The 14,386-nt window shown below is 39.9% G+C and carries 14 protein-coding genes; 12 read left to right on the top strand and 2 right to left on the bottom strand.

The window, feature by feature from the left end:
- The first annotated feature begins 212 nt into the window (after positions 1 to 212).
- The 8 genes from IM797_RS14500 (at position 213) to IM797_RS14465 (ending at position 7,107) form a co-directional block, all read left to right on the top strand.
- Positions 213 to 854, top strand: a complete 642-nt coding sequence (locus IM797_RS14500; RefSeq protein ID WP_194127864.1) for a GIN domain-containing protein — start codon at positions 213 to 215, stop codon at positions 852 to 854.
- A gap of 369 nt (positions 855 to 1,223) precedes the next feature.
- Positions 1,224 to 2,627, top strand: coding sequence for a tetratricopeptide repeat protein (locus IM797_RS14495; protein WP_194127863.1), 1,404 nt, complete (start codon positions 1,224 to 1,226; stop codon positions 2,625 to 2,627).
- Positions 2,628 to 2,693: 66 nt separating this feature from the next.
- Positions 2,694 to 3,461 (top strand): phosphosulfolactate synthase, encoded by a 768-nt coding sequence (locus tag IM797_RS14490; protein WP_194127862.1) that lies wholly within the window; start codon positions 2,694 to 2,696, stop codon positions 3,459 to 3,461.
- 25 nt (positions 3,462 to 3,486) lie between these two features.
- Positions 3,487 to 4,233, top strand: coding sequence for a shikimate dehydrogenase (locus IM797_RS14485; protein WP_194127861.1), 747 nt, complete (start codon positions 3,487 to 3,489; stop codon positions 4,231 to 4,233).
- A 2-nt stretch (positions 4,234 to 4,235) separates the two neighbouring features.
- Positions 4,236 to 4,820: a gliding motility lipoprotein GldD gene (gene gldD, locus IM797_RS14480; RefSeq protein ID WP_194127860.1), complete on the top strand. Its 585-nt coding sequence runs from the start codon at positions 4,236 to 4,238 to the stop codon at positions 4,818 to 4,820.
- Positions 4,821 to 4,832: 12 nt separating this feature from the next.
- Entirely contained in the window at positions 4,833 to 5,471 is a 639-nt protein-coding gene (locus IM797_RS14475) for an MBL fold metallo-hydrolase (RefSeq protein WP_194127859.1), read from the top strand.
- 18 nt (positions 5,472 to 5,489) lie between these two features.
- On the top strand, positions 5,490 to 6,725 hold the full coding sequence (locus IM797_RS14470) for an ABC transporter permease (protein ID WP_194127858.1): 1,236 nt from the start codon (positions 5,490 to 5,492) through the stop codon (positions 6,723 to 6,725).
- A gap of 4 nt (positions 6,726 to 6,729) precedes the next feature.
- The gene (locus IM797_RS14465) at positions 6,730 to 7,107 is read left to right on the top strand and encodes a hypothetical protein (RefSeq protein ID WP_194127857.1); all 378 of its coding nucleotides are present in this window, start codon (positions 6,730 to 6,732) and stop codon (positions 7,105 to 7,107) included.
- Here the strand turns inward: IM797_RS14465 and IM797_RS14460 are convergent.
- The gene (locus IM797_RS14460; protein WP_194127856.1) at positions 7,104 to 7,949 is read right to left on the bottom strand and encodes a menaquinone biosynthesis family protein; all 846 of its coding nucleotides are present in this window, start codon (positions 7,947 to 7,949) and stop codon (positions 7,104 to 7,106) included. The genes IM797_RS14465 and IM797_RS14460 overlap by 4 nt on opposite strands.
- Before the next feature lie 34 nt (positions 7,950 to 7,983).
- Positions 7,984 to 8,616: a futalosine hydrolase gene (gene mqnB / locus IM797_RS14455; protein ID WP_194127855.1), complete on the bottom strand. Its 633-nt coding sequence runs from the start codon at positions 8,614 to 8,616 to the stop codon at positions 7,984 to 7,986.
- Positions 8,617 to 8,688: 72 nt separating this feature from the next.
- On the opposite strand from mqnB, the gene IM797_RS14450 reads away from it, so the two are divergent.
- From IM797_RS14450 to IM797_RS14435, 4 genes are read left to right on the top strand one after another with little or no spacing between them, the layout of a single operon-like run.
- On the top strand, positions 8,689 to 9,099 hold the full coding sequence (locus IM797_RS14450) for a 6-carboxytetrahydropterin synthase (protein ID WP_194127854.1): 411 nt from the start codon (positions 8,689 to 8,691) through the stop codon (positions 9,097 to 9,099).
- A gap of 11 nt (positions 9,100 to 9,110) precedes the next feature.
- Positions 9,111 to 9,743, top strand: coding sequence for a GTP cyclohydrolase I FolE (gene folE / locus IM797_RS14445; RefSeq protein WP_194127853.1), 633 nt, complete (start codon positions 9,111 to 9,113; stop codon positions 9,741 to 9,743).
- A gap of 4 nt (positions 9,744 to 9,747) precedes the next feature.
- Positions 9,748 to 10,629 carry an ACP S-malonyltransferase gene (fabD, locus tag IM797_RS14440; protein ID WP_194127852.1) on the top strand — a complete coding sequence of 294 codons (882 nt, stop codon included), beginning with the start codon at positions 9,748 to 9,750 and terminating at the stop codon, positions 10,627 to 10,629.
- Between the two features lie 30 nt (positions 10,630 to 10,659).
- Positions 10,660 to 14,382: an ATP-binding protein gene (locus tag IM797_RS14435; RefSeq protein ID WP_370583083.1), complete on the top strand. Its 3,723-nt coding sequence runs from the start codon at positions 10,660 to 10,662 to the stop codon at positions 14,380 to 14,382.
- The last annotated feature ends 4 nt before the right edge of the window (positions 14,383 to 14,386 follow it).

The following is a 14,386-nucleotide window of genomic DNA, read 5'->3' as shown; positions in this document are numbered from 1 at the left end:
GGAATTAAAAAGTTTTAAACTTACATCAAATTGAGGTGCTTTCAAATAAAAGGCTCAATTATTACAGATTTTTTAAATCTGTTTGTCGAAAAATTTAGGCCGTTCGTCGGGATTTACATCGAGCTTGCATAAAAGCGAAAAAAACGTTGTAACGTTTTGCTGTTTGGGGCGACTTATATGTAAACAATTTAAAAAACTTAAAGCTTAAAAATATGAAAACTTCAGTAAAAACATTATTCGCCTCAGCATTAACTGCAATCGTTCTGTCTACTTCAGCATTTACTTCAAATGCGGCAGGTCCGGTAACAAATTTAACTACAATCTCGTCCGGTATCGATTTTAATAAAGTGGTGGTTAAAGGAAATGTACATGTAGAGCTGGTTCAGGCCGACAGACAAAGAGTGATCATTTACAATGAGTATAACAAGGATTTAACCACAGTAGTACAAAGAGGAGATAAACTGTTTATCAATTCAAATGAAGATCAACCTATAACTATTATTGTATATGTAAAAAACTTACAAAGAATCGATGCCTCAAATACAGCTTCAGTAATTACTAAGGGGAAATTTTCAGCAGAGGCATTGCAGGTATTCCTTAAAGATAATGCCCGTGCAGATGTAAATGCAACAGCAAGCAGCTTATACACTTACGTGATCGACAACTCTGCTTTAAAATTAAGAGGAACTTCTACAGATCACATGTCTGTTAAAGGAAAAGTAGCCAAACTAAAAATGGAAGAATTTGCAGCGGTAAATACTACAACAAAAGCCTTAGATGAGGAATTAATTGTAAGTACAGCGCAAGTGAGCGATACTTTACTGGCCGGAAATAAAGCCAGAAGCAAAAAATAAAGGGAGGAAAATCCCCGGACGGGAGGGCCGGGTGTAAAAGAAGAGCTTGATGATTCATGCTCTTTTTTTATGTTTAAGGCAATCGTGCGCAGTTGTTGCCAGGAGTCAAAGGAGTTTCGTGACTTGAATTTTACCTTTTTTTAAATAAAGTTGTGTTCTTTTGCAGTAGAATTCTGATCATACCCCCCTGTTGTTGTAGAAGAAATACACAGCTCGACATCAAAAATACGAATGGTTAACTGTGAATATTATCAGTTACTTACCCTTAATTTGTGTGAATGTTGAAAATTATTTGATTTAAGCTAGTTTTTTTAGTTGTAAACTTATGATATAATTAACTAGGGGATTTGTTCTTTAATAATTCAAAACATGGAAGAGGAATTTTATTTTGATTTTAGCGATGATGCACAACGTTCTGTTGAACGTTACGAAGAGATGATACGTAATCAGGATCAGTACTTTTTTGATGCACAGGCTTTTGAAAACATCATTGATTATTATATTGAAAAGAGCGATCCGGTAAAAGCATTGCAGGTTATTGAATATGCTTTAAACCAACACCCTTATGCTGCGGTTTTTTTAGTGAAGCAGGCGCAGTTGTTTTTTATCACCGATCAGGTGGAACGCGCATTCTTAGCCCTGCAGAAGGCAGAACTACTTGAGGCTTCTGAAGCAGAGATTTATATTTTGCGCGGGAACATTTACAACAGTCTGGAACGTTACTCTGAAGCGCTTGATAATTTTCAGATTGCACTAACCTTTGCCGAAACGACAGACGAGATTTTGCTGCAAATCGCTTATGTATACCAGAATATGCTGGATTACGAAAGCGCCATTGTCTACATTAAGCAAAGCCTGGAGCAGAATATGGAAAACAAAGATGGCTTGTACGAACTGGCTTTTTGTTACGACATTCTGGATAAGCAAGAGGAGAGCATACAATTTTACCAGGAATATATTGACAATGATCCTTATTCTTATGCGGCCTGGTACAATCTGGCAAATTCTTACCATAAGCTGGATTTGTATGAAAAAGCGATTGACGCTTATGATTATGCCATTCTGATCAAGGATAATTTTGCTTCTGCCTACTATAATAAAGGAAATGCATTGGTACAACTGGATCGTTTCCAGGAGGCCATTGATGTGTATAAGCAGACATTTGAATACGAGCAGCCCAATGCAGATACGTATTGTGCCATTGGCGAATGCTACGAAAAGCTGGAGCGGATGGATGAAGCCCGGGCTTATTATAAGAAATCCGTAAAAATGGATCCCAGCATGGCAGATGCCTGGTTCGGAATTGGCGTAACCCTCAATTTTGAGGAACGTTTTTTTGAGTCACTTCATTTTTACAAAAAAGCATTGGAGCTGGATGGAGAAAATCCAGACTTCTGGTTTGCTATGGCTGATGCATATTACAAGCTTGGTCAGATCGAACAATCTGTAGAAGCATACTATAAAGTTTTGGAATATAACCCGGTGGATATAGAGGCCTGGCTCGATTTTTCAACCGTACTTTACGAGCAGGGAAAAACGCTGGAAGCTTCTGAAACCATCGCTGATGCCATTAAAAACAATCCGGATGCTGCAGAACTGTATTATCGGATGGTGGCATACCTGTTTGCTTTAGGGGAAAAAAATGAAGCGCTGGTTTATCTGGAAACTGCATTGGCAACAGATCCGGAGAAACACTACATTTTATTTGAATATTTGCCGCAATTACAAGACAACAATGCGATTGTAGATGTGATCCGTAAATACGTAAAATAAGTAAAAGCCTTTTATTAGACAGGATTGATAAAAACTGTCTAATTTTTTTTCACCTTTGTGACTGATATGAACTACCCATTAAATAATATCCCGGAGCGACCGGCAAAACCACGTAATAAAGGAATTACAATGGTTATGGACAAGGGATTGAGCTTGAGACAAACTGAAGATTTTATAGAAGTAGCCGGAATACATACCGATATTGTAAAGCTGGGCTGGGCAACTTCCTTTGTAACGCCTAACCTGAAAGAGAAATTACAGATTTATAGAGACGCGGGTATTCCGACCTATTTTGGTGGTACGCTGTTCGAGGCTTTTATTATCCGAAATCAATTTGACGATTATCGTAAGGTGTTGGATCAGTTTGGAATGGAGTATGCCGAAGTTTCTGACGGTTCGATCACCATTGAACATGATTTGAAATGCGAGTATATTCAAAAGCTTTCGAAACAGGTAACCGTGATCTCTGAAGTAGGCTCAAAAGATGCAACTAAGATATTTGCCCCTTACAAATGGATCAAATTGATGAATGCTGAAATCGAAGCCGGATCATGGAAAGTGATTGCAGAAGCCCGAGAAGGAGGTAATGTTGGTATATACAGGGGGTCTGGAGAGGTTCGTGAAGGTTTGGTTGATGAGATTTTAACGCAAATACCTGAAGAAACCATCATCTGGGAAGCTCCGCAAAAAGAGCAGCAGGTTTGGTTTATTAAATTACTTGGTGCGAATGTCAATCTTGGAAATATTGCACCGGCAGAAGTGATACCTTTAGAAACCATACGTCTGGGCCTTAGGGGCGATACTTTTGACCATTTCTTAAACCTGGGTATATAAATTGCTTATCCGCATCGATCATTAAATGAGAAAATTTGGTTTAATCGGCTATCCGTTATCACATTCTTTTTCTAAAAAGTTCTTTACGGAAAAATTTATCGCAGAGGAAATAAAAAACGCTGCTTACGAACTTTATCCGATTGAACATATTGACCTTTTTTCTGCACTGGTTTCGGATGATCCGGAATTGTGTGGAATGAATGTGACGATTCCTTATAAAGTTAAGGTTCTGCCTTTTCTGGATGAGATGGATGAGGCTTCAACACAAATTGGTGCGGTCAACTGCATTTCAATTGAATGGGCGGAAAACGGAAAGCGATACCTGAAAGGTTACAATACCGATGCTTATGGTTTTGAAGAATCTTTAAAGCCGATGCTTGGTGAAGCACACCGACGGGCACTTGTTTTTGGTGATGGGGGTGCTGCCAAAGCCATCAAATATGTACTGGGTAAGCTGGGCATTGATTTTCTGGTGGTTACCCGTAAGCCTTCTGAAACCAGTATTCTGTATAGTGAAGTTGACGAAGCGATGCTCAGCGAATATACCGTACTGATCAACACGACACCATTGGGCATGTCGCCCAGCTACGATACGCAGCCAGAGATTCCTTACCAGTTTTTGACTGAGCAGCATGTGGCCTATGACCTGGTTTACAATCCTGAAGAAACGTTATTTCTAAAAGAAGTTCGTTTGCATGGCGGAAAAACAAAGAACGGACTGGAGATGTTGTATCTGCAGGCCATCCGTTCCTGGGAAATTTGGAATAAATAGATATGAAACGTTTGCTGTGGTTTTCGGCTTGTGTGCTGATTCTGGCCTTTACGGCTTGTCAAAGCGATGGTTACTCGCCTAAACCCAGAGGCTATTTTAAAATCGATTTTCCAGTAAAAAAATATCAGCAGTTTCAATCGGGCTGTGCTTATAGCTTTGAATATCCGACTTATGCGAAAATGTTGCCCGATCAAAGTTCTGATACCCAGCCTTGCTGGTATAATTTAGCCTTCCCAAGCTTTAACGGACGCTTACACCTTACGTATTATGATGTATCTTCCAAAAAGGAGTATGAAAATTTGGTGGAAGATGCCCGTACTTTTGCTTTCAAGCATACGGTGAAGGCAAATTCGATTGATCAGAAGCTAATCAGTTATCCGGATAAAAAGGTTTATGGCATTTATTACGCCATAGAAGGCAATACAGCTTCTTCTGTTCAGTTCTTTTTAACAGACAGCGTAAAACATTATTTCAGGGCAGCACTTTATTTCAATGAGCGCCCACAATACGATTCGATTCAACCCGTCGTTTCATTTATCAAAAAGGATATCGACAAAATGATCAGTACCTTTAAATGGAAAGACTAAACAAATAACATCATGATTAGCATTAAGCAGTTTACTTTTAACCCTGTCAGGGAAAATACTTACGTTTTGTATGATGAGACCGGTGAATGCGTCATCATTGATCCAGGTATGTATGATTCGGCTGAGCAAAATGTACTGGTTAATTTTATCCGCTCAGAGAATCTAAAGCCAGTATTGCTTTTAAATACTCATTGTCATTACGATCATGTATTTGGGAATAAATTTGTGTTTGACAACTGGGGGCTGAAACCGCAATTTCATCAGGGTGAACTTTACATACTGCAGGCTATTCCGGGCTATTTGCCACAAATGGGGCTACAGTATGAACTTTCTCCGGAGCCTGAAGTATTTCTGCCGGAAACAGGAACGGTTCACTTTGGAAGCAGCCAGCTGGAACTTATTTTTGCCCCAGGACATTCTCCTGCGCATTTGTGTTTCTATGCTGCTGCCGATAACTTCCTGATCGGGGGGGATGTTTTGTTTTATTCCAGCATCGGACGTACCGACCTGCCTGGGGGCAACCATTTGCAATTAATCAATAGTATCAAAAATAACTTGTTTATATTGCCTGATGATTGCCGGGTTTATCCTGGACATGGTCAATCGACAACCATTGGTTTCGAAAAGCAACACAATCCATTTCTACAATAGGTTTACCATAAAGAGACATTGAACACAGCATTTTACATAGCACGCAGGTATCTTTTTGCAAAAAAATCTACCAATGCCATCAATATCATCTCGGCCATTTCTGTGACCGGTGTTTTTGTTGGAAGCGCCGCACTGATCATCATTTTGTCTGTTTTCAATGGTTTTGAAGAAGTGGTGCTTAAAATGTTCAATACCATCACCCCTCAGGTCATCATTTCACCTAAAAAAGGTAAAACTTTTGATCCCAATGTGGCCTATTTTAATACTTTAAAAAAAGATAAGCGCATTTACTCTTATACTGAGGTACTTGCCGAAAATGCGCTTTTAAGGTATAATAATAAACAATCTGTGGCGTTGGTTAAGGGAGTGAGTTCAGACTATCTGAAGAATAAAAGTCTGGACAGCATTACAATTGATGGTGATTTTAAATTGGAGAACAGGAGCTTAAATTATGCAGTTATTGGATCGGCCATTCAAACCTATTTGATGGTAAATACGACTGATCCGTTTAATCCGATACAGGTTTTCTCTCCTAAAAAGAAGGCGCAGAGTAGCAGTAGCATCAATCCGGCGGATGATTTTACCATTTTGTCTATTCCGGTTTCAGGCGTATTTGAAGTGCAGCAGGATTTTGACAATGTGGCTATTGTTCCTTTACGTTTTGCGAGAACACTTTTGGGCGAACCGGAAAAGGTCTCGGCTATAGAAATTAATTTAAATAAAGGCATAAACGTAGATCAGTTTATCGAAGAGGTTGCCCAGCACCTGGATAAGGATTTTGAAATTAAAGACCGGATTCAGCAAAATAAGGTGTTGTATAATATTCTTGGCAGTGAGAAATGGATGGTATATATTATTTTGACCTTTATCCTGGTTATTGCCATCTTTAATATCATCGGTTCTTTAACCATGCTGGTGATTGATAAGCTGAAAGATATAGCCATTTTAAGCAGCTTAGGCGCCGGTAAAAAATTAATCAAGCGCATATTTCTTTTTGAGGGTATGATGATCACTATGGCTGGTTGTATTGCCGGATTGGTCATAGGCTTTTTGTTTTGTTTGTTACAACAGAAATTTGGTTTGGTTAAAATGTCCCAGGAAAATCTGGCCATACCAAGTGCTTATCCAAGCGTATTAAAATGGAAGGATTTTTTACTTGTTTTCTTAACTGTGAGTACCTTTTCTTTTATGGCATCAGCTTTGTCATCTAATTTAAGCGTGAAGAAGATAAATCATTTAAATCAAGATCTTTAAAATCATGAATATATTTAAAAAACAATTGTTATTGATCATCCCTATTACCCTGGTAATCGTTGCCTGTAATTCCAACCGTACTGACGTTAAAGCAACTCAGGTTAGAATTATGAAGGGCTTGTATAGCTATGGTCCGGAGATGAAATCATTTACCGATTGTGAGGAGGGCAGGGAATACTGGGTAGCAGATAGCGCTAAAACACTGGAATTGGCTTACAGTAATTTAAATTTCGAAAAGCCTTATGAGCCCGTTTATATCGAAGCGGAGTGCCGTGTTGTCAAATCGGACAGTTTGAGTGTTTCTGCAGATTTTGATTCGACGCTGGTGGTTACCAAACTTTTGAAAATTAGCAAAGAGATCCCTGAAGGGCCTTGTAATTAAGGGATTAAGTAGATAGACTGTTGTGTCGGTTGGATTAAGCCTTTTTCTTCAGCCATCGCAAACATCACATCTATCGCTTTTCGACCTGCTTTGCCCAGTTCAATAGAGTACTGGTTAACGTACAGGTCAATGTGTTTGTACATCACTTCCTCACTCATTTCCTGTGCATGCTGTTTAATGAAATCAATGCCAGACTTTGGATTGGCGAAAGCGAACTCGACAGACTTTCGAAGTACCCTGTTGATTTTTTCTTTGGTTTCCTGATCCAATCTCCGGTTGACTACAATACCGCCCAATGGAATTGCGCAGCCGGTTTGTTGCTCCCAATAATTTCCAAGATCCATAACCTTATGTAAACCTTTGTCCATATAAGTGAACCGGTTCTCATGAATGATTAATCCGAGATCGATTTGATCTGCCAAAAGGGATTGTTCGATCTCTGAGAAAACCATTTCCTGTTTTTGCAACAAATGGGGGAAGGCGATGCCCAATAGAAAATTAGCCGTTGTATATTTTCCGGGGATGCCTACACGAAGGTCGGCACTGATGTGGTCATGGTGATTGGCCAGGTACTCATTTTTGGAGATGAGCAAGGGCCCGACACCAAAGCCAAGCGCACTGCCAGAATCCAGCAGGGCATACTGCCCGGTCATATAAGCAAAAGCATGAAAGCTAAGTTTGGTCATGTCCAGCTCGGAGCGGAAGGCTTTTTGATTTAGGGTTTCTACATCATCAAAGAACACGTCAAATTCCAATCCCTCCGTATCAATTTTATGGTGGATTAAAGCATCAAAGATAAAAGTGTCGTTGGGGCAGGGAGAAAATCCAAGTGTTAGTTTCATGCGGTAAAAATAAGGACTAGAAAAAGGTTGTTGGTTATGTATTTGTCAAAAATCCAATTGCCCAATTGTTCAGATTTTTGATGGCGAGGCCGATTTGCCAGTTTTCCCTATTTCGGGGTTCTACATAATTGGAAATGCTGCGGATTTGCAGACAAGGCAATTCGGCGTTTTCACAGCAATACAAGACTGCCGCACCTTCCATGCTTTCTGTGGTTGGCTGGCCTGTTTTTAAAACACGTGCGATACTTTCTGTATTTCCGTGTACCCTGTTGACGGTGATGCCTGTTACTTTGGGCAATGCACTGACCGCGTCATGGAGTAAATTGTTGTTGGCGGTGTATTTTGACTTTCCGAAGCCCAGGGTTTCTATCGTTAAAAAGTCATTTTTATCTTCTGCACCAAGTTCGTAAAAGGAGTCGGCCGTAATGTTAAAAAGACTGCCAAGTGGAATGCTCTTGTTGAAACACCCGGCTATGCCCAGATTGAGAACCAGGCCATAGTTTTTAGATAAGTGCCGCCCAAGGGCAAATGCGGTAGCGGTCATGCCTACCCCGGTAATCAGGACATCAAACGCAGGAGTGACTATGAAATCCTTTTCCGGCAAATTGAAATGTTCGGCCAGTAAAGCAATTTCAGCCCTTGTAGCGACAACTAAAAGAATCTTCATAGTAGCTAAGTTAGAGAATTAACCTTTCTACTTTAACCTTTCTGCGTATATTTGTCAATAATATAATACAGAATGATATATATAACCAGAAAAGCATCATTTAACGCAGCGCACAAGTTATCCAGACCCGACTGGTCTGACGATCATAACGAAGAGGTTTTTGGAAAATGTGCCAATCCGAACTGGCATGGACATAACTATCAGTTGTATGTGACTGTGAAAGGCGAGATCAATCCTGAAACCGGTTTTTTGGTAGATTTGAAATGGCTGAAAGACATTACAAATGTTCACGTGGTGGATAAACTTGACCATAAAAACTTAAACCTGGACGTTGATTTCATGAAAGGAAAGCTGGCTTCGACCGAGAATCTGGCCATTGCAGTATGGGATCAATTGGTTGAAGTTATAGCTGAATCAGGTGCAATACTGCACAGCATCAAAATTTACGAGACCGAAAATAACTTTGTAGAGTACTTCGGTTAATAACTGTACATATGGATAATCACACAAATCATTTAGATGAGGAAGAGAACGGTTACATCAAAATTGACCGTTATAATGAAAGTAAAATCAGTGTTGTTGCAGACCATTATAAAGATATTCTAGGACAACTGGGTGAAAATCCCGAGCGTGAAGGCCTGGTTAAAACTCCAGAGCGTGTGGCTAAAGCCCTGCAGTACCTGACACATGGCTATGACCTTAATCCTGCTGAGATCTTACGCTCAGCAATGTTTAAAGAAGATTACAGCCAAATGGTAGTGGTTAAAGACATCGAAGTGTTTTCGATGTGTGAACACCACATGTTGCCATTTTTCGGCAAGGCGCACGTGGCTTATATTCCAAATGGTCATATTGTCGGTTTAAGTAAAATTCCACGAATTGTTGATGCTTTTGCACGTAGGTTGCAGGTGCAGGAACGTTTAACCAATGAGATCAGGGACTGTATTCAGGATACTTTAATGCCTGCGGGCGTTGCCGTAGTGATTGAATGCAAGCACTTGTGTATGGCTATGAGGGGAATTCAGAAACAAAATTCGGTAACTACAACTTCTGCCTTTACCGGTGAATTCGCCAAAGATAAAACCAGGGCAGAATTTTTAAGATTAATAACAGCTAACCTACATTAAAATAATGAAAGCATATATATTTCCAGGACAAGGCGCTCAGTTTTCGGGCATGGGTAAGGAACTTTACGAAAACGAGCAGGCAAAAGCTTTGTTTGAGCAGGCAAATGAGATTATCGGTTTCAGAATCAGCGACATCATGTTTTCTGGTACTGAAGAAGAACTAAAACAAACCAAAGTTACACAGCCAGCTATATTTCTGCATTCTGTAATTCTGGCTAAAACTTTAGGTGAATCTTTTAAGCCAGATATGGTTGCGGGTCACTCTTTAGGTGAGTTTTCTGCACTCGTTGCCGCTTCAGCTTTATCTTTTGAGGATGGATTAAGATTGGTTATTACCCGTGCCAATGCCATGCAAAAAGCTTGTGAACTTCAACCTTCAACAATGGCTGCGATTCTTGGTCTGGCAGATGAAATTGTAGAAAATATATGTAATGAGATTCCTGAAGTTGTTGTTGCTGCAAATTACAACTGTCCAGGGCAGATTGTCATTTCAGGAAGCATTGAAGGGGTAGATCTTGCTTGTCAGAAATTGACAGAAGCAGGTGCAAAAAGAGCTTTAAAATTAAATGTTGGCGGAGCTTTCCATTCTCCATTAATGGAGCCGGCCCGTCTGGAATTACAGGAAGCCATCGAGCAGGTGAATGTTTTACCTCCGGTATGTCCTATTTATCAGAATGTTGACCCGGTTGCTAATGTTGATCCGGCTAAAATTAAAGCAAATTTAATTACGCAACTGACTGGTGCAGTGCGATGGACACAGACAATTGAGCAAATGATTGCAGACGGTGCTGATGAATTTGTTGAAGTTGGCCCGGGAAATGTATTACAAGGCTTAGTTAAAAAAGTAAACAGAGCGCTGCAAACAAGTTCTGCGACCAACGCATAAGTACATATGGATGTTTAAAATAGATTTGGCGTGAGTATAGGAGGTAAAATCAGATTTCTTTTATTGATACTGGGCGCCTGCTGTATTATTACTGCGATCTCTTTAAAACATTCCATTACCAAGAAAGATCTTTTAAGTCATGAAGCCGGGAAACTTCAAAAGAACCTGGCTGCTACTGAACGGATTATTTATGATTTTTTAGCCGATACACAACAGGTTGAAAGCGCAAAAAAATATCAGGCAAACGAAAGCCAGGGCTTAAGCTTTATTGACAATTACCGCGACAAAAGGATTATTCTTTTGACGTATAAAAACGATCAGCTTAAGTTCTGGAGTTCATTTAAAACCTTTCCCCCAAGTCCGAGGGTGATTAAAGAAGGCTCTTCCTTCAAACAGTTTTCAAATGGTTATTATGAAGTGATCAAGAAAGTATCCGGTGATTATTCGCTGATTTTTCTGATCGAAATTGAAAACGATTACTCCATTCAAAACCAATACTTAAGCAATACCCTTTCCGCTTCGCTCTGTCCGGATAACTCCTTGTCCAGGGCAACCTTTACCGATACAGAGGTGTACAGTATCAATAACCTGGAAGGCAATTTACTTTTTGATGTTAAACTGAAAGCCAGCTATTCCAAAAGTATTTATGCCGCAATTGAAGTATGGCTTTGGGTTATCGGTCTTTTCAGCTTTTGTTTATTCTTCAATTCTTTCTGTGCATGGCTGGCAAAACGAGGCCAGTTGCTATTGGGTACAGCATTGATTGCCTTCTTTTTCATTGCCATCCGGGTTACAGACCTGGAATATGGTTGGTTTAACCATCAGTTTAACCTGGTGATTTTTAGTCCGACCATTTTTGGAGAAAGTTTTTTCCTGCCTTCTTTAGGCGATTTTTTACTCAATGTTATTGCCATTACCTGGGTTGTCTTGTTTATTTATACCTATTCGGATAAATATGTCCTGCCCGGATGGCTTTGCCGGAATAAGGTAGCCGGACTGGGTTTTCATTTGGTCTTGCTGATCATCTTTTGTGGCATGGCGATTTTGTTTGACCAGGTTTTTCTGGGATTGATCCTCAATTCAAAAATCAACTTTGACATCACCAATATCATCAATCTGGGTTGGGTCAGCTGGATCAGCATTGTCATTTTATGTCTGGTCTGGTTTAATGTATACCTGATCGGAAACATTTTCATGCAGCAAACATTGCTGTTAAATGTGCGCAACAAAGAACGTTTGATGTTGTTCCTGACTATTTTTCTTGGCTATCTGATCTATTGCCTGGAAACCGGGTTTAGTATCTTCTTTGTGGCCTATATGTTGCTGATCTTCATCATTGGCTGGAATGTATACATCAGGAACAATAAATTCTCCATCGGCATATTTGCAGCCCTTTTCTTTTGCCTGGCCTTTATTTCATCAATTAAGTACCTTAAATTTACAGATCAGAAAGAAAAGAACAAGCGTTCTGTGATTGCTCAAAAGCTGGGGGCGACGGATGATCCTAAGATCATCAGTTCTATTGAGAGCCTTGAGAAGTCGATTTCAACGGATTTGTTTATTGCTGAATATTTTAAACAGCCTAAACTCAAGCGTTCTTTTAACCTTCAGAAACACATCAATACCATTTTACTGGAGGGATATCTTCCGCAATTTGATTACAATCTGTATGAGTATGGCGTGAATGATTCTTCCATTTCCAGGCAGGATCCTGTTCCCTTAAGTTATTATAAAAACCTCGTCAAATCAGGGTCGGTCAAGGTTCCGGAATCGAAGTTTTTCTATCGGCTGAATTATACTTTTGGCTATCAGAACTATTTCGGGATGATTCCTATTGTAGATGATAACCATATTTTGGGTACTTTATTGATTGATTTGAAATCCCCTCAATACAACTACAATAGTCAGCTTCCTGAAATACTGGTGGATGGAAAGAATAAAGGGGAGGATGACTACAGTAAATATTCTTTTGCCTTTTATAATGGCGGCAAGCTCGTGAACCAATCTGGCAAGTACACTTATAAACTCTCCGCTACTGATTTCAAGAGTCAGGTAGGGGAGATTAAGATTTTCAATGATAGTTTGGGATATACCCACCTGGTATATATGCCTGGGAATTCGAAAATGATAGTCATCAGTAAAACAAAGGTATCCTTTGTGGTGAAGCTGGCTACCTTGTCTTTCTTTTTCCTGGTTTTCATTATCTTTTCCGTTACACTTTATACCCTGATCTGGTTGCTGAAAAACCTGGATGGCAGTTGGAATGGCTGGTTTAACATCAACCGTTCACTGATGATCAATGCCAATAAGATTTTGTATAAAACACGGATTCAGTTTTCAATTGTCCTGTCCGTTGTGGCTACTTTGCTGGTGGTGGGCTGGACTACCTATTTTTACATCAGGGACGAATACCGTAAACAACAACAGGATTTTATTAAAGAAAAGATCCGTAAAGTACAGATGTCTTATGAAAAGCAGGTTTTTACTACAGGAAAGATTCCTGAAGCAAATGATCAATCAGAAGCTGATTTCAACCAATTTGCGAACATCAATGCTTCTTATCTCAATCTTTTTGATGTTCAGGGCACGTTGAAATATACCTCTCTTCCTAAAATTTATGATTTTGGTATTATAGGAAGAGTGATGAACGCCGGGGCTTATATTAATTTAAGACGGGTTCAACGCTCAGAATATGTCAACTCGGCAGAGTATATTGGCGATTTTAAATATTCGGCAGCATATGCACCGATCCGGGATGCGCAGAACAGGACGATTGCTTATATCGGACTGGCTTATTATGGCAATGAGGCAGATTATCAAAACAAAATTGGTTTGTTTATCAATACGCTGATCAATATCTATGCATTGGTATTTGTGGCCATCGGAATTTTAGCGGTATTCCTGGCCAACCAGATTACAAGCCCGCTCACCTTTATTCAAGATAGCATTAGGAAAACCAAGCTGGGCCAAAAGAATCAGCCTATTCAATGGTCAAGGCATGATGAAATCGGATCGTTGATCCGGGAATATAATAAAATGATTGCAGCACTCGAGGAAAGTGCGGCTAAGTTGGCCAAGTCAGAGCGTGAAAGTGCCTGGCGGGAAATGGCCAAGCAGGTGGCACATGAGATCAAAAACCCATTAACCCCGCTTAAGCTGGGCGTGCAGTTACTGGAGAAAAGCTGGAAAGAAAAGGATCCCAATTTTGAAAAGAAATTTGAACGGTTCAACAAATCATTTGTAGAGCAAATAGACAGCCTGTCTACTATCGCTTCTGAGTTTTCTAACTTTGCAAAAATGCCTGATACCAAATTGGAAATCTTGCATTTATTGCCGATTATTGAGCAGGCCCGTGACGTTTTTGCTGAAATGGAGCATGTAGAAATTTACATTTCCAACTTCACCAGTACAGATGTACAGATTTTGGGCAATAAAGATCAGTTGTTACGTACTTTTAATAACCTGTTGAAGAATGGTGTGGAGGCTGGTAATGCGCAGGACACCAGTATCATCCGCATGCGGATTGTAAACGATGACTCGAATGTGCACATTGAAATACAGGACAACGGAAAAGGAATTGACCTTGATTTACAAGAAAAAATCTTTGTACCTAACTTTACAACCAAATCATCTGGAACTGGTCTGGGACTGGCTTTTGTGAAGCAGGCTGTAGAAAATGGTGGCGGTTCGGTTAACTTTAAATCGTTGCAGGGTGTTGGAACAACCTTTTACCTGAGTTTTCCGCTGGCTTAAGCCA

The sequence above is a fragment of the Pedobacter sp. MC2016-24 genome, assembly GCF_015223055.1.
Classification (GTDB): Bacteria; Bacteroidota; Bacteroidia; order Sphingobacteriales; family Sphingobacteriaceae; genus Pedobacter.
The sequence above is the reverse complement of the archived record's forward strand: the minus strand, read 5'-3'. Positions and strand labels throughout refer to the sequence as shown.

Bases quoted from the DNA above. Each gene is read 5' to 3' on its own strand.
- IM797_RS14475 (WP_194127859.1), top strand. From the start codon at position 4,833: ATGATTAGCATTAAGCAGTTTACTTTTAACCCTGTCAGGGAAAATACT.
- fabD (WP_194127852.1), top strand. From the start codon at position 9,748: ATGAAAGCATATATATTTCCAGGACAAGGCGCTCAGTTTTCGGGCATG.
- IM797_RS14495 (WP_194127863.1), top strand. From the start codon at position 1,224: ATGGAAGAGGAATTTTATTTTGATTTTAGCGATGATGCACAACGTTCT.
- gldD (WP_194127860.1), top strand. From the start codon at position 4,236: ATGAAACGTTTGCTGTGGTTTTCGGCTTGTGTGCTGATTCTGGCCTTT.
- mqnB (WP_194127855.1), bottom strand. From the start codon at position 8,616: ATGAAGATTCTTTTAGTTGTCGCTACAAGGGCTGAAATTGCTTTACTG.
- IM797_RS14465 (WP_194127857.1), top strand. From the start codon at position 6,730: ATGAATATATTTAAAAAACAATTGTTATTGATCATCCCTATTACCCTG.
- folE (WP_194127853.1), top strand. From the start codon at position 9,111: ATGGATAATCACACAAATCATTTAGATGAGGAAGAGAACGGTTACATC.
- IM797_RS14460 (WP_194127856.1), bottom strand. From the start codon at position 7,949: ATGAAACTAACACTTGGATTTTCTCCCTGCCCCAACGACACTTTTATC.
- IM797_RS14450 (WP_194127854.1), top strand. From the start codon at position 8,689: ATGATATATATAACCAGAAAAGCATCATTTAACGCAGCGCACAAGTTA.
- IM797_RS14490 (WP_194127862.1), top strand. From the start codon at position 2,694: ATGAACTACCCATTAAATAATATCCCGGAGCGACCGGCAAAACCACGT.
- IM797_RS14485 (WP_194127861.1), top strand. From the start codon at position 3,487: ATGAGAAAATTTGGTTTAATCGGCTATCCGTTATCACATTCTTTTTCT.
- IM797_RS14500 (WP_194127864.1), top strand. From the start codon at position 213: ATGAAAACTTCAGTAAAAACATTATTCGCCTCAGCATTAACTGCAATC.